The organism is Curtobacterium sp. MCSS17_008, assembly GCF_003234185.1.
Taxonomy (GTDB): Bacteria; Actinomycetota; Actinomycetes; order Actinomycetales; family Microbacteriaceae; genus Curtobacterium.
The window spans coordinates 34740-59658 of record NZ_QKSM01000008.1; the positions used below are offsets into that span (position 1 = coordinate 34740).

Consider the following 24919-nt stretch of genomic DNA (forward strand, 5'->3'; position numbering starts at 1 on the left):
CGACCGGCCGAACGGGTCATCCTCGAGATCGAGATTGGGTCACGACCGGAGCGTCAGGCCGGGCGTCACCAGGACGTCTTCGTAGAATGCCGCCGATGACCACGAACGCCGCCACGGACCCGATGATCGGTCGGATGATCGACCAGCGGTACCGCGTGCGCTCGCGCATCGCACGCGGCGGCATGGCCACCGTCTACCTCGCCACCGACGTCCGGCTCGAGCGCCGGGTGGCGATCAAGATCATGCACGGGCACCTGGCCGACGACCAGGCGTTCCGGGAGCGGTTCATCCAGGAGGCCCGCTCGGCCGCCCGGCTGTCGCACCCGAACCTGGTCGGCGTCTACGACCAGGGCGCCGAGGACGACACGGCCTACATCGTCATGGAGTACATCCCGGGCATCACCCTGCGCGATCTGCTGCAGGAGCACCGGGCGCTCACCCCGGAGCAGGCCACGGACATCCTCCGCGCCGTCCTCGCAGGGCTGGCCTCCGCGCACCGGGCCGGCATCGTGCACCGTGACCTCAAGCCCGAGAACGTCCTGCTCGCCGACGACGGTCGGATCAAGCTGGGCGACTTCGGCCTGGCCCGTGCGACGACCGCGAACACCGCCACCGGCGCAGCCCTGCTCGGCACGATCGCCTACCTGTCCCCCGAGCTCGTCACGCGCGGCGCCGCCGACTCGCGCAGCGACATCTACGCGCTCGGCATCATGCTCTACGAGATGCTCACCGGCGAGCAGCCCTACAAGGGCGACCAGCCGATGCAGATCGCCTACCAGCACGCGAACGACACCGTGCCGCTGCCGAGCGCGGTGGAACCCGGGGTCCCGCCGGAGCTCGACGACCTGGTCGCCTGGGCGACCGCGCGCGACCCGGAGGACCGCCCGCGCGACGCCCGCGAGATGCTCGACCACGTCTCGGGCCACCAGCAGCGTGCGACCGGGCAGTACCGGACCGCCGTGCTCCGCCCGGAGAACGCCACCGCGATCCTGCCGGCCGGCGGCTCGTCGTCCTCCGCAGTGGAGTCGACGGACGCGTCCGGCCCCGCGGACGCCACGCGGGTCATCGCGAGCTCGACGGGCGGGGCCCCGGCCGCTCCCGCGCGGCGCGGCGCACCGGGCCCCCGTCGGACGGGTGCGCACCCCGGTGCGCTCTCCCCCGCTGGCCAGCGACTCGCCGACAGGTCCGCGAAGCGCCGGAAGCGCGGGTGGATCGCCCTCGCGATCGTGGTCGTGCTCGCGATCCTCGCCGGAGTCGTCGGTTGGGCGCTCGGGCCCGGCCCGTGGGGCAACGTCCGGATCCCGGAGGTGACCGGCAAGTCGGTCACGCAGGCACGTCAGCTCCTGCAGGCGCAGGGCCTCCGACCCGACGCACGGACCGACACCCGGTACGACGCCGTCGTGGCGAAGGGGCAGGTCTCGACGACGAAGCCCGCCGCCGAGCGCGAGGTCCGCAAGGGCACCGCCGTGCAGATCGTCGTCTCGGACGGTCCGCGGATGATCCCGCTGCCGGCGATCGTCGGCCAACCGCTGTCCACCGTGACCGCGGCGCTCGACGACGACTTCCAGCTGCAGGACGACCAGTACGAGTTCTCCGCGGACGCCCCGGAGGACACGGTGATCGCGGCGAAGGGTCTGGCCGCCGACGGCCAGACCGTCGACCTGTCGTCCGTCCGCGAGTACGGCGAACGGGGACCGGTCACGCTGACCGTCTCGCTGGGGCCCGTGCCCGACGTCACGGGGAAGACCGTCGAGGAGGCGACGGCGGTCCTCGACGGCGTCGGCCTCACCGTCGGCGCGCAGCAGGAGCGGTACGACGACGCGGTGCCGAAGGGCCAGGTCATCTCGTCCGAGGTCGAGGACTCCCCTGCCGTCAAGGGCTCGGCCGTGGACCTCGTGGTCTCCCGCGGCCCGACCCCGATCGCACTGCCCGACGTCGCGGGCAAGACCATCAACGAGGCCACCTCGACCCTCGAGAACCTCGGACTCGAGGTCTCCGTGCCGGACTGCAAGAACGTGCTGTGCCGGTTCTACGACTGGAAGGCCTCGCTCCCGGTCACCGCCACGGACCCGGTCCAGGGGTCGACGGTCTACCGCGGCGACACGATCACCCTGTCCTACGAGCAGTAGGTACCCGCGCCTCCCGGACGCACGACACGCCGCCGGCGACGGTTCCGGTCGCACGACATGCCGTCGACGGTGGCGGTCTCGGTCGCGCGACACGCCGCCGGCGACGGTTCCGGTCGCACGACGCGCCGCCGGCGGCGGTTCCGGTCGCACGACATCCCGTCGACGCATGACCTGAGCGGCGAGTCGTGCGACCAGGACCGGTCCGGGGGTGCCTCCCGGCCGGCCGCACGACGGACGGGAGGCGCGGTGCCAGCCGGCCCCGCGCCTCCCGTCCGCCGCCGGTCGCTACGGCCGCACGTACGGGTGCGCGCTGAGCTCCTCGGCCACCAGGAACGCGAGTTCGAGCGACTGCATGTGGTTGAGTCGCGGGTCGCAGAGCGACTCGTAGCGCGTCGCCAGCGTGGCCTCGTCGATCTGCTCCGAACCGCCGAGGCACTCCGTGACGTCGTCACCGGTGAGCTCGACGTGCATGCCGCCCGGGTACGTCCCGACCTGTCGGTGCGCCTCGAAGAAGCCGAGGACCTCGTCCACGACGTCGTCGAAGCGGCGGGTCTTGTAGCCCGTCGGCGTGGTCAGGCCGTTGCCGTGCATCGGGTCGGTCACCCAGAGCGGGTTCGCGTCCATGCCCTTGATCGCCTCTAGCAGCTTCGGGAGCTCGTCACGGATCCTGCCGGCGCCCATGCGGGTGATGAACGTCAGGCGGCCGGGCTCGCGCTCCGGGTCGAGCTTGTCGACCAGGGCCTTCATGTCGTCGACGCTGGTCGTGGGACCGAGCTTCACGCCGATGGGGTTCCGCACGCGGGACAGGAAGTCGACGTGCGCGCCGTCGATGTCACGCGTCCGCTCGCCGATCCAGATGAAGTGGCCGGAGGTGTCGTACGCCAGCCCCGACCGCGAGTCGATCCGGGTCATCGGCCGCTCGTAGTCCATGAGCAGCCCCTCGTGCGAGGCGTAGAACTCGGTGTGCTTGAGCGCCTCGAAGTCGGCGCCGCACGCGTCCATGAAGCGGATGGCGCGGTCGATCTCCTTCGCCAGGTGCTCGTAGCGGGCGTTCGCCGGGTTCGAGGCGAACCCCTTGTTCCACGAGTGCACCTGGCGCAGGTCGGCGAAGCCACCCTGGGTGAACGCGCGGACCAGGTTCAGCGTCGACGCGGCCGTGTGGTACCCCTGCACCAGGCGGCGGGGGTCGGCTCGGCGGCTCTCGGGCGTGAAGTCGTACCCGTTCACGATGTCGCCGCGGTACGCCGGCAGCGTGACGTCGCCACGGGTCTCGAAGTCGCTCGACCGGGGCTTGGCGAACTGCCCGGCCATCCGACCCATCTTGATGACGGGCATCGAGGCACCGTAGGTGAGCACGACGGCCATCTGCAGGATCGTCTTCACACGGTCGCGGATGGAGTCGGCGGTCGCGCCGGCGAAGGTCTCCGCGCAGTCCCCGCCCTGCAGCAGGAAGGCGCCACCGGACGCGGCCACGGCGAGACGGTCGCGCAGCTTGTCGACCTCGCCCGCGAACACGAGCGGCGGCAAGGTGGCGATCTCGGCCGAGGCGGCCTCGGCAGCCGCGGCGTCGGGCCAGGTGGGCTGCTGCTTGATCGGGAGCGTCCGCCAGGAGTCGAGGCCCTCGATCACGTCTGGATCCTGCAGGGCGACGAAGTCGGTCGACTCGATCAAGGCGGTACCTCGGTGTTCTGGGTCGGTGGCGCGGGAGGAGGCCTGCGTGCAGGCCGTTCCGGCCGGGGCCGGAGTCCTCAGATCCTACCGTCCGCTCGGGGGCGGCCGCTCGTCCGTGACGCGCCGTCGGCGGGGTCCGTGCGGCATCGCGCGATCGTCAGGCAGCGGTGCCGCGGCGGTCCTTCATCACCTGCTCGCGGGCGCTGCTCGCCCGCTCCTTGACACTCGTCGCGTAGACGTCGACGTACTCCTGGCGGCTCAGCCCGGCGAGCTCGTGCATGACCTCGTCCGTGACGCTGCGCAGGATGAACCGGTCGGTCTCGAAGCCCTCGAAGCGCGAGAAGTCGAGGGGCTTGCCGAAGACCACGCCGACGCGCTTGAACTTCGGGAACTTCTGGCCGATCTGCTGCACCTCGCGCGTGCCGACCATGGCGACCGGGACCACCGTGACGCGGCCCTCGAGGATCATCCGGGCGATGCCGGTGCGTCCGCGGTAGAGCTTGCCGTCGGGACTGCGCGTGCCCTCGGGGTAGATGCCGAGCTGCTCCCCGCGGGCGAGGACCTGCAGCCCGGTGCGGAGCGACGCCTCGGACGCCTTGCCGCCCGAACGGTCGATCGGGAGCTGGCCGATGGCGTTGAAGAACGTCTTGGTGGCCCAGCCCTTCAGCCCGCGACCGGTGAAGTAGTCGCTCTTCGCCAGGAACGAGATGCGCCGGTCGAGCACGGCCGGCAGGATCACCGAGTCGATGAACGAGATGTGGTTCGACGCGAAGATGACCGGCCCCCTGGCGGGGACGTGCTCGCGCCCGATGACCCACGGCCGGAAGAGGGTGAGGATGAGCGGGCCGAGCAGGAAGTTCTTGAGCAGCCAGTAGGTCATCGTCGACTCCAGTTCGGGAAGCGCGTGCCGTCGGGGTGACCCTACGCCGTGCGGGCGTGGATGCGTGCGAGGTCGGCGGCGCCGACGACGCCGGCGTCGTTGACGAGCTCGGCGATGACGAAGTCGGGCTCCGGGTGGTACCCACGGGCCGGCAGGTTGTTCAGGTAGGCCTGCTTGATGGGCTCGAGCAGCCGGTCGCCCGCGCTCGCCACGCCGCCGCCGAAGACGAACAGCTGCGGGTCGAGCACGGCGGACAGCGACGCGCAGGCCTCGCCGAGGTGCCGGCCGAGGCGGCGGAGCGCCGCGAGGGCGCCGGGGTCGTCGGCCAGGATGAGGTCGCCGACGATCGCGCCGTCGAGGTGCCCGCCGTTCTGCTCACGCGCCTCGGCGAGCGCGGAACCGATGCCACCGGCGTCGGCGACGTCGTTCGCCATGCGCTGCAGGGCACGACCGGAGCCGTACTGCTCGATGCAGCCGCGGGCGCCGCAGCCGCAGGGCAGACCGTTCGGCACGATGCGCAGGTGGCCGATCTCGCCACCGGTACCGAAGCCGCCGCGGAACAGGCGGTCCTCCGTGACGATCGCGCCGCCGACACCGGTGCCGATCGTCAGCATGGTCATGTCGGACACGAGTCGCCCCGCGCCGAAGCGGAACTCCGCCCAACCGGCCGCGTTGGCGTCGTTGTCGACGGTGATGTGCAGGTCACCGAGCCGCTCCTGGAGCTTCTGGCGCAGGGGCTCGTTCCGCCACCGGATGTTCGGCGTGTAGTAGACGATCGACTGCGAGGCGTCGATGAAGCCCGGCGCCGCGACCCCGACCGCTCCCACGTCGTTGGCGGCCCGCAGACGCGAGACCATCGTCACGACGTCGTCGAGCATGGCGTCCGGGTCCGCCGCGTTGGTGGCGACGCGGTCCTCGGCGATGATCTCCCCGAGCTCCGTGACGACCGCACCCGCGATCTTGGTGCCCCCGATGTCGATTCCGATGGCATGCACGAGCATCGAGCCTACCGCCTCCGGGTGGCCCCTCCGAACGTGCGCACGGTGGCTGACGAGGGGCTGCGAACCCCGACCGCCCCGATCCGCGCCGGGCCCGCCTCCCCGTATGCTGGCGGTGTCGCCTCGTGGTCGAGGCGTCCTCGTATCGAACCGGCCGACAAGGGAGTCAACCGTGAACGATCAGCGGCAGCCCGCACCCACCTCCGCGCCCGACCACGGCTCCGCGGCCCGACTGCTCTCGGACCGGGCCCGTCGGACTCCCGACCGGCCGATCCTGGCCGAGCGGCACGGCGACACGTGGACCACCATCTCGGCAGCCGACACGCTCGCGCGCGTGCGCGGCATCGCCAAGGGCTTCGTCGCCGCCGGCCTCGCGCCCGGCGCGCACGTCGCGATCCTGTCCCGCACGCGCCTCGAGTGGACACTCGTCGACTTCGCGGTGTGGACGGCCGGACTCGTCTCCGTCCCCGTGTACGAGACGAGCTCGCCGGACCAGGTGCGCTGGATCCTGTCCGACTCCGAGACCGTCGCGATCGTGGTCGAGCAGGAGGAGCACGCCCGACGCGTCGCCTCCATCGCGCCGGACCTGCCGCACCTCGGACAGCACTGGACGATCGACGGCGGCGGGCTCGACGACCTCGTGCGGCTCGGCGAGACCGTGACGGACGCGGAGCTCGACGCCCGCACCGCAGACGTGCACGGTCACGACGACGCCACGATCATCTACACCTCGGGCACGACCGGACGCCCCAAGGGGTGCGTGCTCCGTCACGACAACTTCACGGGCACCGTCGAGGGTGCGACCGAGGCGATGCCGGAGGTCGTCGCCGACGGCGCATCGACGCTCCTGTTCATCCCGATGGCCCACGTGTTCGCCCGCTTCATCGCGGCGATGTCGGTCTCCACCGGCGTGCTCGTCGGCCACGAGCCGGACACCCGGGACCTCATGCGAGCAGTGTCCACCTTCAAGCCGACCTTCCTGCTCGCGGTCCCGCGGGTGTTCGAGAAGATCTACAACTCGGCGGAGCAGAAGGCCGACCTCGGTGGCAAGGGCAGGATCTTCCGGGCCGCGGCCGCGGTCGCGGTGGCCCACTCGGAGGCCCTCGCCGCCGGACGCGTCCCGATCGGGCTCAAGCTGCGATTCGCGCTGTTCGACAAGCTCGTGTACGCGAAGCTCCGTGACGCGATCGGCGGTCGCGTGCAGTACGCGATCAGCGGTTCCGCGCCGCTCTCCCCACGGCTCTCGCACTTCTTCCGATCGATCGGCGTGCTCATCCTCGAGGGGTACGGGCTGACCGAGACCACCGCACCCGCCACGGTGAACCGCGCCCACGAGCTGCGCATCGGCACCGTCGGACGGGCGCTGCCGGGCGTCGAGGTCCGGATCGCCGACGACGGCGAGATCCTCATCCGCGGTGTCGACGTCTTCGACCGGTACTGGCACAACGACGAAGCGACCGCGAAGGCCTTCGCCGACGGATGGTTCCGCACCGGTGACCTCGGTCGGCTCGACGCCGACGGCGTGCTGACGGTGACCGGTCGGGCGAAGGAGCTCATCGTCACGGCGAGCGGCAAGAACGTCGCTCCCGCCCCGCTCGAGGACGGCATCCGCGAACACCCGCTCGTCGGTCAGGTCGTCGTGGTGGGCGAGGGCAAGCCGTTCGTCGCCGCGCTGGTGACACTCGACCGCGAGATGCTGCCCGGCTGGTGCGAGGCGCGCGGCATCCAGCCCGCGCTCTCACCGCGTGAGGCCGCCCACGACGAGCGCGTGCACCGGGCCGTGCAGGAGGCGGTGGACACCGCGAACGGACGCGTCTCCCGGGCCGAGTCGGTGCGGTCGTTCACCATCGTCGACACGGAGCTGACCGAGGCGTCCGGCCACCTCACGCCGAAGCTGACCATCAAGCGCGCGGTCGTCATGCGCGACTTCGCCGCCGAGGTGGAGTACATCTACTCCGGCTCGAAGGTCCAGACCACGGCGACGCCCGTGGTCGAGTCCCGTCGTCGCGACCGCGCCTAGCCGCGCGGGACGCACCGGAGGCCCGGTGCCGGCCCGTCGGACCGGCACCGGGCCTCCGGTGCGTGGTGCCGCGCGCAGGGCGCGACCTGGGGGCGTGCCTGCTCAGGCGTCCGGCGTCTGCAGCGTCTCCGGGGCGTCGAGGACGGCGGTCGAGGCCGTCACCGGAGTGGGCTCCGGGCGGCGGTTGGTGCGGGTGCGGTGCGAGCTGAGCTCGTCGTTCTGAGGGGTCATGCTGGGCGTCCTGGGATGGGAGGGAACGTGTCGGTGGGTGCCGACGCGGACACGGTACCTCCTCGTCCGGACGGAGCGACAATCCCGCGTCCGGGTGTCACCGACCCGGGCTCCCGCAGGGTCGGACCGCCGGAACGCCGCGGTCCTCGCGGCCCTCCGGCGGCCGTGCGTCGCCGGAGGGGTGCAGGTCAGCGCATGACGACGGGCGCCGGCGCGTACGAGGTCACCGAGGTGCCGTTCGGATGCCTGAGGGTGACGCGCACGTGGTAGCGGCCGGTCGGCAGCGACCCGAGTGCGAACGGCACGGCGTTCGCGCCCTTCTCGACCGCTACACCCGATGCGATGGTGCGGTACCCGCTCGTCCCGGGTGCCCCCTTGCCGACGGCGACGGTGGCGGTGGTCCCGGACACCCAGCCCGCGTCGTGGAAGCGGACCGTGGTCTTCCGCGTGTTCGACGCCGGGTCTGCCCGGAGGTGCACCGACTCCAGGTGCCACACGGCGGCGCCCGGGTCCTCGTTCGGGTCGAACCGGAGGGACGTGATGGTGCGCCCCTTCCACCCGAGCTCCGGTGCCAGTGCGTCCTCGTCGAGCGGGTCGGCCGCGGTCAGGTCGATCGAGACCTTCCCCGCGTTGCCGCCGGAGTACGTGACGATGTCGTTGCCGATCTGCGGCGTCCCACTGCCCGAAGCCGTCCAGATGAGCCGGGCGAGCTTGCCGCCGCCCGGAGCACCGGACAGGCTGTACGGCCCGTCGTAGGTCATCTCGAACTCGAGGCGGTGGTAGGTCGAGCCGGAGAACGGCTTCACCGGCAGGTGCAGTCGGGGGTCGTTCTGCGCCGGTCCGGCGTTCCGCCCGGTCATCCCGCGGGAGTCGTAGGCGAGGATCCGTGCGTTCTCCGTGCTGATCCCCCGCGCCCGGGCAGCCGACGTGAACGTCCACGCCGAGCGGCCCTGCGCGACCTCGAGCGCGCGTCCTTCGGACGGGTTCGGCGAGTCGACGACCAACTGCGGTCGTCGCGAGATGGTGAAGCCGTCGTACTTGCCCGGCGGGAGGGCGGCGTGTGGTCGGGACGCGTCCGGCGCCGCGTGCAGCCGCATCCAGCTGAAGACGGCGGTCTTCCCGATGCCGGCGTCGCCGCCGGCGACCACGACGGGATCCACCCGGAACGACACGATCTTCGTCGACCTCCAGGGCACCTTGCCGAGCAGCGTCGAACTCTTGCGGAGGTCGAAGTCGTACGTGTGCTTGCCCGGGGTGACCGGGAAGGTGATGCCGCCGCCGCAGGCGGCAGACCGTTCGCGGCACGTGAACCAGTAGACGGCGCCGATGTGCCGGTCCAGGGGCTGGTCGAGGGAGAACGAGAGGTGCGTGTACTTCGTCGGGTCGACCGGCTTGGTCGCACCGTCACGGCCGTACGGGAGCGAGCCGGACACCGTGCTGACGATGGAGACGCCGTCGCTCGGGGCGATCCGCACGCGGAGGCCGCCCGACGACACCTGGGCCTTCGACGCGACCTCGTCGGTGTTGACGTCGGCGGTGTTCGAGAAGTCCCACGGGTCGCCGTACACGTCGGTGGCGAAGTCCGGCGCCTCGGCCTCGAGCGTCGCGGCCGTCGCCGGCAACGGCGTGAGGAACGCACCCGCGAGGGCGGTCGCGAGCACCGCCACGACGAGCGGTCGCCCGGTACGCGGTCGCCTGATCCTGGATGAACGCATTCGGACCCCTGTCCCGATGCCGGCGGCATCGCCCTCGGTACCGACGGCGGTACGGCTCACCCCTGATCCGACCGACCGTCACCGGCCCCTCGCCGGTCAGCAGTACGGTACCCGCGACCGACGACATCGGCGAGCAGGGGCGGACCTCAGGCGCGGAACCAGTCCTGCGCCCGGATGTCGCGCAGTGCACCACGGCGGGTGTCGGGGTCGAGTGTCATGACGTACACGGTGCCGTCGAGGTGGTCGCACTCGTGCTGGAGCGCCTCGGCCATGAGTCCGGTGCCCTCGAGGACGACCTCTGCTCCGTCGACGTCGACACCCCGGACCTTCGCGTACGGGTAGCGGCGCGTCGGGTAGGCGAGACCCGGTACTGACAAGCAGCCCTCGTCCATGAGCTCGGGCTCGCCGGAGACCTCGACGACCTCGGGGTTGAGCACGTAGCCGACCGAGCCGTCCACGTTGTAGGAGAACGCACGGAGACCGACGCCGATCTGCGGCGCGGCGACACCGGCGCGACCGGGCTCCTCGACGGTGTCGATGAGGTCCTGCACGAGGTCGCGGATCCCCTGCGACCCGAGCGCTCCGGGCGCGATGGGGTCGGAGGGGGAACGGAGGACGGGGTCGCCGAACAGGCGGATGGGACGGACGGTCACGTTACTGCAGCACCACCAGGAGGTCGCCGGCGTCCACCTGCTGGGTCGCCGGGATCGCGAGACGGCCGACGGTGCCCGCCACGGGCGCCGTGATGGCCGCTTCCATCTTCATCGCCTCGATGCTCGCCACGGCCTGACCGGCCTCGACGACGTCACCGACGGCGACCTTGAGCGTCACGACACCGGAGAACGGTGCCGCGACGTGTCTCGGGTCGGACGGGTCCGCCTGCTCGGCGGCCTTCGTCTCGACCTCGACCGAACGGTCGCGCACGGTGACCGGGCGGAGCTGCCCGTTCAGCGTCGTCATGACCGTCCGCATGCCCCGCTCGTCGACCTCGCCGATCGCTTCGAGTCCGACGAGCAGGTTCACTCCCCTGCCGAGGGGCACCACGTGCTCCTGGCCCGGGAGGAGACCGTAGAGGTAGTCGACCGTCGGCACGACCGACAGGTCCCCGTACTGTTCACGGACCTGCTCGAACCGTCGGGTCGGCTGGGGGAAGAGCAGGCGGTTGAGCGCCCGCTGCCGCTCGCGACCGGCGGTCGCCAGCGCACTCCGCTCGGCCTCGGGCACCGGGGTGAGGGCGAGGTGCACCTCGCGACCCTCGAGGACCTTGGAGCGGAACGGCTCCGGCCACCCGCCCGGCAGGTCGCCGAGCTCGCCCGCCATGAAGCCGACGACCGAGTCAGGGATGTCGTACCGCTGCGGGTTCTGCTCGAAGTCCTCCGGGTCGGCGCCGACCGCGGCGAGCTGGAGCGCGAGGTCGCCGACGACCTTCGAGGACGGCGTGACCTTGGTCGGTCGGCCGAGGATCCGGTTCGCGGCGGCGTACCAGTCCTCCACCTGCTCGAACCGGTCGCCGAGGCCGAGGGCGATCGCCTGCTGACGGAGGTTGGACAGCTGGCCGCCGGGGATCTCGTGCTGGTACACACGGCCGGTCGGACCGGGCAGGCCGGACTCGAACGGGGCGTACGCGCGTCGGACCGCCTCCCAGTAGGGCTCGAGGGCGCCGACCGCGGCGAGGTCGAGCCCGGTGTCCCGCTCGGTGTGCGCGAGGGCGGCGACCAGGGCGGACATGCTCGGCTGGCTCGTCGTCCCCGCCATCGGCGCCGCGGCGACGTCCACGGCGTCGGCGCCGGCCCGCGCCGCCGCCAGGAGGGTCGCGAGCTGCCCGCCGGCGGTGTCGTGGGTGTGGACGTGCACGGGCTGGTCGAAGCGATCGCGCAGCGCGCCGACCAGCTTCTCCGCCGCACCCGCCCGGAGGAGCCCGGCCATGTCCTTGATGCCGATGACGTGCGCGCCGGCCTCGACCATCTGCTCGGCGAGGCGCAGGTAGTAGTCGAGCGTGTAGAGGTCCTCGGCGGGGTCGAGGAGGTCGCCGGAGTAGCAGAGCGCCGCTTCGGCGACCGCCGTGTCGGTGGCGAGCACGGCCTCCAGGGCTGGTCGCAACGCCCGGACGTCGTTCAGCGCGTCGAACACGCGGAAGACGTCGACGCCGCTGGCGGCGGCCTCCGCGACGAAGGCGTCGGTGACCTCGGTCGGGTACGGGGTGTACCCGACCGTGTTGCGGCCGCGCAGGAGCATCTGGACCGGGATGTTCGGGATCGCCTCGCGCAGGGCGGCCAGGCGCTCCCAGGGGTCCTCACCGAGGAAGCGGAGCGCGACGTCGTAGGTGGCGCCGCCCCAGGCCTCGACGCTGAGCAGCTGTGGGGTCAACCGGGCGACGTGCGGGGCGACCGCGACCAGGTCCTTCGTCCGGACGCGGGTGGCCAGGAGCGACTGGTGGGCGTCGCGCATCGTCGTCTCGGTCACGGCGAGTGCGGTCTGCGCGCGGAGTGCCCGTGCCCACTCGGCCGGACCGACCCGGCGCAGCAGGTCGCGCTGGCCGGTCGGCGGCGGCGTGGACAGGTCGACGTCCGGCAGCTTCTCGCTCGGCTCGACGGTCTGGGGGCGACGCTCGCCGTTCGGCTTGTTCACCGTGACGTCGGCGAGCCAGCCGAGCACCTTCGTGCCGCGGTCCTTCGACACGTGTCCATCGAACAGCTGTGGGCGCTCCTCGATGAACTTCGTCGAGACGTCGCCCCGCGCGAAGTCCGGGTCGTCGAGCACGGCCTGCAGGAACGGGATGTTCGTGCTCACGCCGCGGATGCGGAACTCGGCGAGGGCGCGCTTCGCCCGGGCCACCGCGGCCGGGAAGTCGCGACCGCGGCACGTCATCTTCGCGAGCATCGAGTCGAAGTGCGGGCTGATCTGCGCACCGGTCGCGACCGTCCCGCCGTCGAGGCGCACGCCCGCGCCGCCGGGGCTGCGGTAGGTCGTGATGCGACCGGTGTCCGGGCGGAACCCCTGGGACGGGTCCTCGGTCGTGATGCGGGTCTGCAGGGCGGCGCCGTGCACGCGGACGGTGTCCTGCGACAGACCGAGGTCGGCGAGGGTCTCCCCCGCCGCGATGCGCATCTGGGACTGCACGAGGTCGACGTCCGTGACCTCTTCCGTCACGGTGTGCTCGACCTGGATGCGCGGGTTCATCTCGATGAACACGTGCTGACCGGCGCGCTCGCCCTCGGTGTCGAGCAGGAACTCGACGGTACCGGCGTTGACGTAGCCGATCGACCGGGCGAAGGCGACGGCGTCGCGGTGCAGCGCCGCGGCGATCGACGGGTCGAGGTCCGGCGCGGGCGCGATCTCGACGACCTTCTGGTTGCGGCGCTGGACGGAGCAGTCACGCTCGAACAGGTGGATCGTGCCGTCCTCGCCGCCCGTGGCGTCCGCGAGGACCTGCACCTCGATGTGGCGCGGACGGATGACGGCCTGCTCGAGGAATATCGTCGGGTCGCCGAAGGCGCTGTCGGCCTCGCGCATGGCGGCCTCGAGCGCGGGGCGGAGCTCGTCCTTCGTCTCGACCCGGCGCATGCCACGGCCGCCACCGCCGGCGACGGCCTTCGCGAAGACCGGGAAGCCGATCGCGTCCGCGCCCGCCAGGAGCTCGTCGACGTCGCGGCTCGCCGGGGTGCTGGCCAGCACCGGCACGCCGGCGGCGATCGCGTGCTCCTTCGCCGTGACCTTGTTCCCCGCCATCTCGAGCACGTGCTCGCCGGGGCCGATGAAGGTGATGCCCGCCGCAGCGGCCGCTGCCGCGAGCTCCGGGTTCTCGGACAGGAAGCCGTATCCCGGGTAGATTGCGTCGGCCCCCGACTCGCGGGCGACGCGGATGATCTCGGAGACGTCCAGGTACGCCCGGACCGGGTGACCGCGCTCGCCGATCACGTAGGCCTCGTCGGCCTTGAGACGGTGCAGTGACCCGCGGTCCTCGTACGGGTACACGGCGACCGTGCGTGCCCCCAGCTCGTAGGCGGCACGGAACGCGCGGATGGCGATCTCGCCACGGTTCGCCACGAGGATCTTGCTGAACACGACGTCCCTTTCAGCCCGGGTTGAGGTGTCACAACCCTACTGGCGGTAACGTGGCTCACCGTGCATGTACTCAGCGTGAGCTCCCTCAAGGGTGGTGTCGGCAAGACGACGGTGACGCTCGGCCTGACTTCGGCTGCGTTCGCCAAGGGACTGCGCACGCTGGTGGTGGACCTCGACCCGCAGTCCGACGTCTCCACGGGCCTCGACATCGACATCTCCGGCCACCTCAACGTCGCCGACGTCCTCGAGAACCCCAAGGAGAAGATCGTCCGACAGGCGATCGCCCCGTCCGGGTGGACGAAGGGCTCCCAGGGCAAGGTCGACGTGCTCGTCGGCTCCCCCTCGGCCATCAACTTCGACGGGCCGCACCCCTCCATCCGCGACATCTGGAAGCTGGAGGAGGCGCTGGCGAACGTCGAGCAGGACTACGAGCTGGTCCTCATCGACTGCGCTCCCTCGCTCAACGCCCTCACCCGCACCGCCTGGGCGGCCTCGGACCGCGTGACGGTCGTCACCGAGCCGGGACTGTTCTCCGTGGCCGCCGCCGACCGCGCCCTCCGCGCGATCGAGGAGATCCGCCGAGGGCTCTCGCCCCGCCTGCAGCCGCTCGGCATCATCGTGAACCGCGCCCGCGTGCAGTCGCTCGAGCACCAGTTCCGCATCAAGGAGCTCCGCGACATGTTCGGGCCGCTCGTGCTGTCGCCGCAGCTGCCGGAGCGCACCTCGCTGCAGCAGGCGCAGGGTGCCGCGAAGCCGCTGCACGTCTGGCCGGGTGAGTCGGCGCAGGAGATGGCGCGGAACTTCGACCAGTTGCTCGAGCGCATCATGCGGACGGGCAAGATCGGTCCGTACGCCGAGGGCGGGGCCGCGTAGGGCGACCGCCGAGGTCCGCGGCTCGCGGGGCGCGAAGCGCGGTCGGTCGGTCGGTCGCGCTGCGGTCGCGTTGCGGTCGCACGACTCGCCGCTCACATCCGCTGCGGTCGCACGACTCGCCGTCGGGACGTCCCGATGGCGGCACTTCGTGCGACCTGAACGGCACGCGGGCGGCGCGTCGTGCGACCTGGCCGTCACAGCCGGTGGACCCGACCACGGCACCGACGACCGCGAGCAGCGCCACATCGCAGGCCCCGAGCAGCGCGCCAGCACAGGCCACGAGCAGCGCGACAGCGCAGGCCACGAGCAGAACGGCTCCCCCACCACGGGCGGGCACGACCAGCCGGACTGCACGTCACCGCACCGCGCGCAGCACCTCCAGCGGCAGCAGCAGCAGCGTCAGGAAGCGCGGGTGGCCCGGCGGGCTGCGAGCTCGTCGGCCGGGTCGGCCGCGGGAGTGGCGTCGAGCTCGACGAGGGAGCTCTCGACCTCGCGCAGGACCTTGCCCACGGCGATGCCGAAGACGCCCTGGCCGCGCGACACCAGGTCGATGACCTCGTCGTCGGAGGTGCAGAGGTAGACCGAAGCACCATCGGACATGAGGGTCGTCTGGGCGAGGTCGGACACCCCGGACTCGCGGAGCTGGTTCACGGCGGTGCGGATCTGCTGCAGCGAGATGCCGGTGTCGAGGAGTCGCTTGACGAGCTTGAGGACGAGGATGTCTCGGAACCCGTACAGGCGCTGCGACCCAGAGCCGGCGGCACCGCGGATCGTCGGCTGCACGAGCTCGGTGCGGGCCCAGTAGTCGAGCTGGCGGTAAGAGATCCCGGCGGCCCGTGCGGCGACGGTGCCGCGGTACCCGTTCTGCTCGTCGTGCTCCGGGAGGCCGTCGGTGAAGAGCAGACCGAGGTCGTACCGGGTCATCTCGGACTCGGTACCGGGGGTGTCAGTCCCACTCATGTGCATGCCTTCCACGACGTTCGAGCTCCCACCCGAAGGTTCAACGACGGGTTGAGAGTTGTTCCGAGGTCCACGGTAGCGACTCGGGCGCTCCGTACGCGGCACATCCGTCCCGGCGCGTCCGGCGTGTCGAGGATACGCCCCGACCGCCGACGATCGACAGGGCAGTGCTGCACTGTGGACGGCCGCAGGACACCGGTCATGCGTCGAGGCGACCGATGGCGGCGCGGACCAGGTTGGTGCGCACGACCTCGAGGTGGCCGGCGATCTCCCGCGCAAGTTCCGTCGCCTTGGCACGCGACGTGGCGTCCCCACGGCGCGACACCGGCATCAGGGCCGACTCGATGAGCCCGACCTCGCGCTCGACCACGCCACGCATCGTGCGCAGGTGGCGCGGCTCGATCCCGGTCCGCTGCAGTTCGACGAGCGCCTTCAGCACGGCCACCGCGTCGTCGCCGTAGGTGTCGGTAGCGGGCAGCAGTGATGCGGAGACGGCGTCGGAGAGCAGCATCGGGCTCGCGCCGGCGGCACGGATCGTCTCGTCGCGGGTGTACCGGCGCTCGCGTCCGAGGATCGACGGCCTGGGCGCGTCGCCGCCGCCGGGCAGGACGGGCTCGCGACCGGCGTCGAGGTCGGCCAGGTAGTCCTTGATGACCTTCAGTGGCAGGTAGTGGTCTCGCTGCAGCCCGAGGACGATCCGGAGGCGCTCGACGTCTGCCGCCGAGAACTTCCGGTAGCCACTGGCGGTGCGGATCGGCGTGACGAGTTCACGCTCCTCGAGGAACCGCAACTTCGAGCTGGACAGGTCCGGGAACTCAGGCTTCAACCGGGCGAGGACCTGCCCGATGGTGAGCAGGTCCGGGACCGCGGACCCTGAGCGGGCCGCGGCGGACCGTGCGCCCACTACGCGTTCGCCAGGCGCGCCAGGTCGACCCGGGAGGCGTAGAAGGTGAGCCGGAACTTGCCGACCTGGACCTCGGCTCCGTCGGTGAGCAACGCTTCGTCGATGCGGACACCGTCGAAGTACGTGCCGTTCAGCGACCCGTTGTCCTTCACGCTGAAGGCCGTGCCGTGCCGGAGGAACTCGGCGTGCTTCCGCGAGACCGTCACGTCATCGAGGAAGATCTCCGCGTCAGGGTGCCGACCGGCCGTCGTGACGTCGGAGTCCAGGAGGAACCGCGCACCGACGTTGGGGCCACGCCGGACCACGAGCAACGCCGACCCTGAGGGCAGGGCGTTGATCGCCTCGCGCTCCTCGGTCGAGACACCGGACTCGGCCGTGAGGGCCGCTCCCATGTCCATGCTGAAGGTCAGGGTGGTGTCGACCAGCCGCTGTTCCGGGGTCTTCTGACCGCCCGACTGCGGGACCACTGGCTCTGGCATCGTGGACCTCCTCCTCTTGGCGCACCAGCGTATCGGAAACGGGTGACCGTGCGGGAGCCCCGAACGGGGCTGGGGAGAAGTCAGGAGCACGCGCACAGCGAACGCACCGGCTGGACCCGGCCGACCAGCAGGACGGACGCGGCGGGCGCCCACCGCGCCTCCAGGCCGGAGGACGCGGCGGCAGCAGCCGTGCGTGCGCCACCGACGTTGCCGTGTCGGTGCGGCGGCAGCAGCCGTGCGCGCCGCCCCGACGCAGCCGTACCGACCTGGCGGAGGCAACCGCGCGGCCCAGCACCGCGCCGTCGGACTCAGCGCCCGCGCGCGAGCAGCCAGAGCAGGTACGGGGCGCCGACGACCCCGGTGACCACGCCGACCGGCAGCGCGTTGCCCGGGATCGCGAACTGCGCGACGAGGTCACCGGCGAGGGTCACGACCGCCCCGACCGCCGCGACCACCCCGAGTGCGACGCGACCGTTCCCGACGAGCCGCCGGGCGATCGGCGCCGCCATGAGCGCCACGAACGCCACCGGCCCCGCCGTCGCCACCGCGCTCGCGGTCAGGCAGACGGCGGTGAGGAGCAGGAGGACCTTCGCCCGGTCCGGCCGCAGCCCGAGGGCGGCGGCGACCTCGTCACCCAGCGCGAGGACGGTGAGCCGCCGCGACTGCAGGAGCGCGGCGGCGAGCAGGACGACGACGGCGACCCCGAGGACGCCGACGAGCGTGCGGTCGACGGCGTTGAGACTCCCGGAGAGCCAGAGGAGCGCGGTGCCCGCCTGCTGCACGGTGCCCGCGGTGAGCATCCACCCGGTGATGCTCAGGCAGATCGCCGCGACGCCGATGCCCACGAGCACGACCCGGTTGCCGGTGATCCCCCGACGCCACGAGAGCCCCGCGATCACGACCGACACGAGCAGGGTGCCGACCAGCACCGATCCGAACAACAGGCCGCCGCTCGCCCCGAGGAGCACGATCGCGGTCAGACCGGACGCACTCGCGCCCGACGTGATGCCGATGACGTCCGGGCTGGCGATGGGGTTGCGGACGACGCTCTGCACGATCCCGCCCGCGGCTCCGAGGGCGGCACCGACGAGCACCGCGCCCGCCACCCGTGGTCCGCGGAGCTGCCCGATGACGAAGTCCGACACGGTGTCACCGTGCCCGACGAGCGCGCCGGCGACCCGCAACGGCGAGAGGGGGATCTCCCCCACGCCGAGCCCGACGAGCACGAGGGCGACGAGGAGCGCCAGGACCGTACCCAGGACGGTGACCTCGCGTCGGAGCGCGCTCACAGGCCGGTCACCACCCGCGAGCGCACCAGCCAGATGAACACCGGCGCGCCGATGAGCGCGGTCACGATGCCGACCTGCAGCTCCCCCGGGTACGCGACGACCCGGCCCACGACGTCGGCGACGAGCAGGAGCGCCGGTGCGACCAGGGCGGACAGGAGGATCGTCCACCGCTGGTCGGGTCCGCTCAGTCGACGGACCGCGTGCGGGACGGCGAGACCGACGAAGGCGATCGGTCCGGCGGCGGCGACGGCGGAGCCCGCCAGCAGGACCGTCACGACGCCGCCGACGATCCGCACGAGCACGACGCGCTGCCCGAGCGACGCCGCGAGCTCGTCGCCGAGCGCGAGGGTGTTGAGCGAGCGGCCGAGTCCGGCCGCGACGACGAGCCCGACGAGCACGGGGACCGCGATGACGCCGGCGGTGGCGAGGTCCTTCCCGGCGAGCGCCCCGACCTGCCAGAAGCGCAGCTGGTCGAGCAGGCTCTGGCTCGACACGAGGACCGCGGTCGTGATCGAGGACAGCGCCGCGGCCACCACCGCACCGGCGAGGGCGAGGCCGACCGGGGACAGCCCCCGGCGCGCGACCGCCGCCACCCCGTAGACGAGCAGCGCGGCGAGCCCGGCACCGACGAAGGCGAAGGGCAGGTACGCGGCGGTTCCGCTGATGCCGAAGACCGCGATCCCGACGACCACGGTGAGGGCGGCACCGGCGTTGATGCCGAGGATGCTGGGATCGGCCAGCGGGTTGCGCGTCACGCCCTGCATCACCGCGCCGGCCACCCCGAGGGCGGCACCGGCGAGGAGCCCGACGACCGTCCGGGGCACGCGGTTGCCGAGGACGATGAGCCTGACGTCGTCGTCCCGGTCCGGGTGCAGCACCACGTCGAGGACGGTCCCGAGCGGGATCGGGCGGGATCCGAAGGCGACCGACAGCGCCACCGCGACGGCGAGCACGGCGACGGCGAGGAGCGCGGCCCCGATCAGACGCGACCGCGAGGCCGGGGCCGACCGGGGTCGGCGTGCAGGGGTGACGGATGAGGACGCAGGCATGGGGAGTGCGGCAAGCCTAGCCGCGCACCCCGTTCGGCAGCCCCCGAGGAAGCCGGGAGCGGGCACCGAGCGCGCTCATAGGATCGTCATGGGTCCGGCTCCTGTACTGGTCTCCGTCGACGCCCGACCGGGTCGTCGAGGAACGGGCCACCACCTCCGAGTGGTGGCCGAGGGACGACCGGAGAACACCCATGCACGAGAACCCCGCCGACGACCAGCGCGCCACCGACCGCCCCGCTTGGGAGGCGCCGCACGCCGACCCGACGACCCTGCGCGCCGCCTACGCCTTCGACGGCAGCGGTCCGTACCTGTACGGGCCGGACGGCTCCGGGCCCTACGCGTACGCCCCGGACGGCCGCGGCCCGTACCTGCTCGGCAGCGCCGCGCTCTGCGGGACCGCGCTCGGCAGCACGCAGCACGCCTGGACCCACGGCACGGCCACCGGGGTCGGCCCCGGTGTCGGCCCCGGGGTCGGCCCCGGGACGACGCGCCCGCGACGCCTCGGTCTCGCCATCGGCTCGGGCATCGCGGCGCTCGCCATCGTCGGCGCTGCCGGCGGGACAGCGTTCGGCCTCTCCTCGCAGGGCACGACGACGACCTCGAGCCAGTCGCAGGGCACCACCACGCTGCCCGGCAGCGGATCGGGCACGGACGGGACGGGCACGGACGGCGGCACGAACGGCTTCACGGTCCCGGGGTACGGCTCCGGCTCCGGCCAGAGCAACGGCGGCGGCACCGGCACCGGCACGCAGGCCGAGCCCACGGCGGCGACCGCCGCGCAGGAGCAGGGTGTGGTGACCATCAACACGGTGTTGAACTACGACACGTCCTCGCAGGCCGCCGGCACCGGGATGGTCCTGACCTCCGACGGCACGGTCCTGACCAACAACCACGTGATCCAGGGCGCCACGAGCATCACCGTCACCGACGAGACCACGGGCAAGGAGTACACCGCCGACGTCGTCGGGTCGGACGCCACGAACGACGTCGCCGTCCTGAAGCTGCGGGACGCGTCCGGGCTCTCCACCGTCACGCTCGACGACGACGGGGAACCCGCCACCGGGGACGCCGTCACGGACGTCGGCAACGCCGAGGGCACCGGGAACCTCGTCGCCGCCGAGGGGACGGTGACCGCCCTCGACCAGGACATCCAGGTGCAGAGCGAGTCGGGCACGGGCACGGAGTCGCTGCACGGCCTCATCCAGGTGGCGGCCGACATCGTCTCCGGCGACTCCGGCGGGCCGGTGCTCGACAGCGAGGGCGAGGTCGTCGGCATGGCCACCGCGGCGTCCTCCGGTTCCGCGGAGGTCACCGGGTACGCCATCCCGATCACGACCGCGAAGGCCATCGCCGACAGGATCCTCGCCGGCGAGTCCTCGGACACCATCACGATCGGCCTGCCGGCGTTCCTCGGCGTCGAGGTCGGATCGACCGCCACGACGCAGACCACCGCCGGGGTGCCCGTCGCCGGGACGGTCGACGGCTCCGGCGCGGCAGCGGCGGGCCTGGTCACGGGCGACACCATCACGAGCATCGACGGCACGGCGGTCACCAGCAACGACGCGCTGACGTCCGCGATCCGCTCGCACGCCGTCGGCGACCGTGTGGAGGTCGGCTACACCGATGCGTCGGGCGCGGCGCACACCGTGACCGTGACCCTGACCGCGGGTCCCGCCGCCTAGCGCGCGACGCCCACGGGCGGCGGCGGGCTCAGCCCAGCAGTGCCCGCACCACCGACCGGTAGACGTTCGCCGGGGAGTCGGTCCGGAAGGCCGTCTCCCCGGCCGCCGTGCGTCCGACCCGCGCGAAGCCGATCCCCTCGGCGTGCACGACGACGACCGGCGTCGGTCGTCCCGGATGTCGGATCGACGAGACGGTCCACGGCGCCGCCCAGAAGGCCGCGAGCCGCGGGTCGGCCTCGGCGACCGCCGCCGGCAGCTCCGACGCGGTGTCCGGCGCACCCGTCCTGCGGGCGAGCAGGCCGGCGCCGACCGATGCCGTGCGGAAGGGGAAGGTCCACGACGGACGGATGCCGAGCCTCCCGGCCGCCAGCGCGACGACGCGTTCGACCGGCAGCCGGGCGACGGTGCCGCCCGTCTCGTCCGGTGCGTCCACGACGGTCTCCGACCAGGCCTGGAGGCGCGTGGTCCGCCCGTCCGGCAGCCGCTGCTCCAGGGTGACCGGCGGGGTGTCCTCGGCCCACGGCGCGAGGAGCTCCTGCGTGGACTCGGGGAGCGTCCCGAGCCGGCCGACCAGGCCGGACTGCACGAGTTCGCGGCCGGCAGGGGTGCGGAGGAGCGTCGGGCTCCACCGCCGTCCGGCCAGGCTGCGCAGGGTCGCGATCGCCTCGGCGCCGAGCCGCGTGCCGTCGAGGTCGGGCACGGGCGCTGCGACCGGGAGGGGCTCGAGCTCGCGCTGCGGGCGGGCCGGGGCCGGCTCGGTCGCGCGGACGGACTCGAGCACAGCCGACACCAGGTCGTCGGTGGCGAGCATCCGGGCGAGCGGCCGTTCGACCGTCACGTCGACGCGGTGCCGTCCGGTGACGAAGAGCAGGTGGGCACCGGTGACGTCGCCGCCCTCGTCGGGGCGGACGTACTCGACCAGGCGTGCCGGGGCATCGACGGTCGTCCACGGGTCGCAGCCGATGAGCCGGAGTCCGTCGACCGAGCCGGGCAGGCGTTCGAGCAGGCTGGTGTGCTCCTCGGCGATCGTGCGCTCGGAGGGGCGGGAGCGGACGGTCAGCACGACGTCGTCGCCGATCAGGCGGAGGTCGGACTGCGTGCCCTCCTGGCGCCGCCAGCGGTCCGGGCGACGCAGGGTCAGACGGGGGGTTCGGTCCTCGGTGCCGAGCGGGACGGGGACGGCCATGGGTCGAGGCTACGTGGCGGCTGTGACGGGGACGGGGACGGCTCGCCGGTGACCCGCAGGGGCGTCCCCGTCAGCGTCCACGCGGCCGGGGTGCCGGCGGCGGGGGCACGTGCTTCGCCGCGACGACGTCGGCGAGCAGGACCTCGACCGCCCCTCGCCGGGTCTCGATCGTCACCGAGTCGTCGGTCCGGGCGGTCAGGACGCCGAGTGCGTCCTGCGCGCCCGATCCCCGTCGCGCCCGCACCACGATCCGGTCACCGAGGGTCGCCTCGTGCAGCACGCCGAGCGCCAGTGCCCGGGCGAGCGCGTCCTGGCCGCCGGGGGGCAGACCGTCGGGGTCCTGCTGGCGCGGTTCCTGCACGCGTCGAGCGTAGGGGCTGCGCCGGCTGCTCGATCGCTGCCGTCGCGCCTAGGGTGGAGGGATGGAGAAGGCACGCGTCGACAGCTGGATCTGGGCGGTGCGGATCACGAAGACCCGGTCGGCCGCGACCAGCGCGTGCAAGGCCGGGCACGTCCGGGTGAACGGGGAACGGGCGAAGCCGGCGCAGCCGATCGCCGTCGGCGACGAGGTCCGCGTCCGGCAGCACGGCTTCGACCGCGTCGTCGTGGTCCGCGGCATCATCCTCAAGCGCACGAGCGCGACCGAGGCGGCGAAGCACCTCGAGGACCGGACCCCGCCGCGGCTCCCCCGTGAGGAGGCCGGCTTCGTCCCGACACGTGACCGCGGCGCCGGGCGTCCCAGCAAGCGGGAACGGCGGGACCTCGAGAAGCTCCGCGGGTACTAGCGCGTCCGGGGTCGGTCGTCCGGGTCGACGACGACCTCGTCGCGCGTCAGACGTACCGGACGGTCTGCTGCAGCCGGTCGCGGATGTCGAACACGTCGACGGACCCCTCGGGCGACCACGTGCCGTTCAGCACCTGGGCGAGTGCGCTCCGCCGGACGACGAGCGCGGTGGGCTTGCGGGCGGAGCCGACGAGCTGCACGTCCTCGTCCACCGCGGAGTCCGGCACGACCATGAGCCGCCCGGTGAACTTCACGCGGGTCTGCTTCTGCACGGCCCGGGCGGCACGGACGAGCTCCTTCACCGGCCGCTCCCCCGGAGCGAGGGTCTCCCCGACGACCTCGCCGTGCTCGATCCGGACCGGCGCACCCCAGTCGATCGACTCGACCGCCCACAGACCGCTCGGCGTGAGGACGGCGTGGTCGAGCTTGCCCTCGGCTCCCGCGTCGAGGTCGTGCCACACCGTCACACCGATGCCCATGTCGGACACGACCGCGGCCGTGGCCTCCTCGGCGAGCGCCTCACCGAGCAGCCGTCGGACGTGCCGGGGCGCCGACCGGACGAGCGCGGGGTCGTAGGGGTCCTCGACGGGGTCGCCGAGACCGACCCACTCGCGCTCGGCCTGCAGGAAGACCTCGCGCGACCGACCGCCCGGGTGGCCGTGCGACCGGGCGCGGGGGCGGGAGTCCCGACGCGCTGCCGGGGGTGCGTAGGCGTCGCGGCCGTCGCGTCCCCAGGCCGAGGAGCCGGACGGGCCCGATGCCCCCTGGGGTGCGGACGTCCGTGATCCCGCGTCGTACGCCCGTCGGGCAGCGGGGGTGCCGACACGCTCCCACGCGATCTGCACCTGGCGGAAGCGTCGGGCGTCGCCGCCGAGGTCGGGGTGCGTCTCGCGGGCGGCCCGCCGGTACGCGCGTCGGAGTTCGTCGTCGTCGGCGGTCGCGGGGACGCCGAGGACCTCGTACGGGGTGGCGTCGGCCGGGCTGTCGGTCATGGCCCTGCGACACTACCCGCTGCAGGATCGGAGTCCGCCGCGCGCGGGCTGGGAGCTGCCGGGCCCCACCGAGACGCCGTTCCGTCGTCGAGACGCCGTCCCGTCGACGAGACGCCGCCGGATCCGGCGGCGTCTCGACGACCCGGAGGTGTCACGCGCGGACGCCGGCGTCCCGCCCGGGTCGGGACCGGCGCCGGGACGCGCGGCTCAGCGGCCGGTGACCGCCTCGTGGATCGCCGCCGCGTGCGCCTCGATCCAGCTGACGTCCGCCCGGTACAGGTCGGCGTGCCCGTGCTCGAGGTCGCTGACGAACTTCGGGTTGCCCGCCGCCGCCTCGGTCTCCATCGTCGTCACGAGCGCGACGAGCGAGGCGGTCATCGTCTCGACGAGCACCGCGCGGGACCGCTCGTCGAGGCCGTAGGCGCGGCAGAACTCCGCCGCTCGGTCGAGTCGCTCGTCGAGGTCCGGGGCGGTGCCGCCCTCGACGAGCCCGGTGGTGAAGGGCGCGAAGCGGTAGACGGCACTCGCGACGTCCCACACCCGCGGCCCGGGGTGGGCGGTGTCGAAGTCGATGAGACCGACGGCGGCGATGCCGTCGTACACGCAGTTGTACGGCGCGAAGTCGCCGTGCACGATCGTCTCGACCGGCAGGCGCTCCGCCTGCGACCACACGTCGACCGCGGCGTCCCGGGGGTAGGAGGCCGCGGCGTCGTGGTAGTGCCGCAGCAGACGGGCGGAGGTGACGAGTGCCGCCTCGCTCCCGGTCTCGGCGCTCAACGGGTAGTTGCCGGCGGTCCCCGGCACGAAGGTGACCGTCTCGACCGATTCCCCGACGGCGATCGGTTCGGGCGCCGCGACGAAGCCCCGCTCGTGCAGGTGCGCGAGCAGCCGGTGCACCGTCGGAGTCCACGGCCCTGCCGGGCGGTGGACGCGGTCGTCGGCTCTGGTGACACGCTCCATCGTGACCTCCTGATCGGTACGTCTCCCTCGACGTGAGGGTCAGCGTAGCGAC

At 72.7% G+C, this 24919-nt stretch carries 21 protein-coding genes; 5 read left to right on the plus strand and 16 right to left on the minus strand.

The window, feature by feature from the left end; genetic code table 11:
- The first annotated feature begins 95 nt into the window (after positions 1–95).
- Positions 96–2129 carry a Stk1 family PASTA domain-containing Ser/Thr kinase gene (gene pknB / locus DEJ23_RS09775; protein WP_181429207.1) on the plus strand — a complete coding sequence of 678 codons (2034 nt, stop codon included), beginning with the start codon at positions 96–98 and terminating at the stop codon, positions 2127–2129.
- Positions 2130–2414: 285 nt separating this feature from the next.
- Here pknB and DEJ23_RS09780 read toward each other — a convergent pair whose 3' ends face one another.
- The 3 genes from DEJ23_RS09780 to DEJ23_RS09790 all read right to left on the minus strand — a co-directional run bounded on the left by DEJ23_RS09780 (position 2415) and on the right by DEJ23_RS09790 (position 5675).
- Entirely contained in the window at positions 2415–3758 is a 1344-nt protein-coding gene (locus DEJ23_RS09780) for a class II 3-deoxy-7-phosphoheptulonate synthase (protein WP_111240163.1), read from the minus strand.
- Positions 3759–3957: 199 nt separating this feature from the next.
- A complete protein-coding gene (locus DEJ23_RS09785; protein WP_111240084.1) occupies positions 3958–4680 on the minus strand; it encodes a 1-acyl-sn-glycerol-3-phosphate acyltransferase in 723 nt (240 codons plus the stop codon).
- A 41-nt stretch (positions 4681–4721) separates the two neighbouring features.
- A complete protein-coding gene (locus DEJ23_RS09790; RefSeq protein WP_111240164.1) occupies positions 4722–5675 on the minus strand; it encodes an ROK family protein in 954 nt (317 codons plus the stop codon).
- Positions 5676–5850: 175 nt separating this feature from the next.
- Between DEJ23_RS09790 and DEJ23_RS09795 the strand changes: the two genes are divergently transcribed.
- Positions 5851–7698, plus strand: a complete 1848-nt coding sequence (locus tag DEJ23_RS09795) for a long-chain fatty acid--CoA ligase (RefSeq protein ID WP_258375421.1) — start codon at positions 5851–5853, stop codon at positions 7696–7698.
- Positions 7699–7800: 102 nt separating this feature from the next.
- Here DEJ23_RS09795 and DEJ23_RS15950 read toward each other — a convergent pair whose 3' ends face one another.
- The 4 genes from DEJ23_RS15950 to DEJ23_RS09810 all read right to left on the minus strand — a co-directional run bounded on the left by DEJ23_RS15950 (position 7801) and on the right by DEJ23_RS09810 (position 13709).
- Positions 7801–7929 carry a hypothetical protein gene (locus DEJ23_RS15950; protein WP_258375422.1) on the minus strand — a complete coding sequence of 43 codons (129 nt, stop codon included), beginning with the start codon at positions 7927–7929 and terminating at the stop codon, positions 7801–7803.
- A 188-nt stretch (positions 7930–8117) separates the two neighbouring features.
- Positions 8118–9644, minus strand: a complete 1527-nt coding sequence (locus DEJ23_RS09800; protein WP_220034209.1) for a hypothetical protein — start codon at positions 9642–9644, stop codon at positions 8118–8120.
- A gap of 146 nt (positions 9645–9790) precedes the next feature.
- Positions 9791–10297, minus strand: coding sequence for a peptide deformylase (locus DEJ23_RS09805; protein WP_111240087.1), 507 nt, complete (start codon positions 10295–10297; stop codon positions 9791–9793).
- 1 nt (position 10298) lies between these two features.
- Positions 10299–13709 (minus strand): pyruvate carboxylase, encoded by a 3411-nt coding sequence (locus DEJ23_RS09810; RefSeq protein WP_111240088.1) that lies wholly within the window; start codon positions 13707–13709, stop codon positions 10299–10301.
- A 60-nt stretch (positions 13710–13769) separates the two neighbouring features.
- Between DEJ23_RS09810 and DEJ23_RS09815 the strand changes: the two genes are divergently transcribed.
- Positions 13770–14582 (plus strand): ParA family protein, encoded by an 813-nt coding sequence (locus DEJ23_RS09815; RefSeq protein WP_058742403.1) that lies wholly within the window; start codon positions 13770–13772, stop codon positions 14580–14582.
- Positions 14583–14981: 399 nt separating this feature from the next.
- On the opposite strand, the gene DEJ23_RS09820 is transcribed toward DEJ23_RS09815, so the two are convergent.
- The 5 genes from DEJ23_RS09820 to DEJ23_RS09840 all read right to left on the minus strand — a co-directional run bounded on the left by DEJ23_RS09820 (position 14982) and on the right by DEJ23_RS09840 (position 19263).
- The gene (locus tag DEJ23_RS09820; protein WP_258375423.1) at positions 14982–15542 is read right to left on the minus strand and encodes a MerR family transcriptional regulator; all 561 of its coding nucleotides are present in this window, start codon (positions 15540–15542) and stop codon (positions 14982–14984) included.
- Positions 15543–15741: 199 nt separating this feature from the next.
- Complete coding sequence (locus DEJ23_RS09825) at positions 15742–16446, minus strand: MerR family transcriptional regulator (RefSeq protein WP_111240089.1); 705 nt, start codon at positions 16444–16446, stop codon at positions 15742–15744.
- Complete coding sequence (locus DEJ23_RS09830) at positions 16446–16925, minus strand: FHA domain-containing protein (RefSeq protein ID WP_111240090.1); 480 nt, start codon at positions 16923–16925, stop codon at positions 16446–16448. The genes DEJ23_RS09825 and DEJ23_RS09830 overlap by 1 nt, the downstream gene beginning before the upstream one ends.
- Positions 16926–17233: 308 nt before the next feature.
- The gene (locus DEJ23_RS09835) at positions 17234–18214 is read right to left on the minus strand and encodes an iron chelate uptake ABC transporter family permease subunit (protein WP_111240091.1); all 981 of its coding nucleotides are present in this window, start codon (positions 18212–18214) and stop codon (positions 17234–17236) included.
- Positions 18211–19263: an iron ABC transporter permease gene (locus DEJ23_RS09840; RefSeq protein WP_111240092.1), complete on the minus strand. Its 1053-nt coding sequence runs from the start codon at positions 19261–19263 to the stop codon at positions 18211–18213. Before DEJ23_RS09840 ends, DEJ23_RS09835 begins: the two co-directional genes overlap by 4 nt.
- 191 nt (positions 19264–19454) lie before the next feature.
- On the opposite strand from DEJ23_RS09840, the gene DEJ23_RS09845 reads away from it, so the two are divergent.
- On the plus strand, positions 19455–20945 hold the full coding sequence (locus DEJ23_RS09845; protein ID WP_111240093.1) for a S1C family serine protease: 1491 nt from the start codon (positions 19455–19457) through the stop codon (positions 20943–20945).
- Positions 20946–20973: 28 nt separating this feature from the next.
- On the opposite strand, the gene DEJ23_RS09850 is transcribed toward DEJ23_RS09845, so the two are convergent.
- Together DEJ23_RS09850 and DEJ23_RS15955 are read right to left on the minus strand one after the other, a co-directional pair.
- Complete coding sequence (locus tag DEJ23_RS09850) at positions 20974–22131, minus strand: hypothetical protein (RefSeq protein ID WP_111240094.1); 1158 nt, start codon at positions 22129–22131, stop codon at positions 20974–20976.
- Positions 22132–22201: 70 nt separating this feature from the next.
- Positions 22202–22492 carry a hypothetical protein gene (locus tag DEJ23_RS15955; protein ID WP_258375425.1) on the minus strand — a complete coding sequence of 97 codons (291 nt, stop codon included), beginning with the start codon at positions 22490–22492 and terminating at the stop codon, positions 22202–22204.
- 61 nt (positions 22493–22553) lie between these two features.
- Here DEJ23_RS15955 and DEJ23_RS09860 point away from each other — a divergent pair, with 61 nt between their 5' ends.
- The gene (locus tag DEJ23_RS09860; protein ID WP_111240095.1) at positions 22554–22916 is read left to right on the plus strand and encodes an RNA-binding S4 domain-containing protein; all 363 of its coding nucleotides are present in this window, start codon (positions 22554–22556) and stop codon (positions 22914–22916) included.
- Between the two features lie 46 nt (positions 22917–22962).
- Here DEJ23_RS09860 and DEJ23_RS09865 read toward each other — a convergent pair whose 3' ends face one another.
- Both DEJ23_RS09865 and DEJ23_RS09870 read right to left on the minus strand, forming a co-directional pair.
- On the minus strand, positions 22963–23907 hold the full coding sequence (locus DEJ23_RS09865) for a DnaJ domain-containing protein (protein WP_111240096.1): 945 nt from the start codon (positions 23905–23907) through the stop codon (positions 22963–22965).
- Between the two features lie 207 nt (positions 23908–24114).
- Positions 24115–24867, minus strand: coding sequence for a phosphotransferase enzyme family protein (locus DEJ23_RS09870; RefSeq protein WP_111240097.1), 753 nt, complete (start codon positions 24865–24867; stop codon positions 24115–24117).
- Positions 24868–24919: the final 52 nt, after the last annotated feature.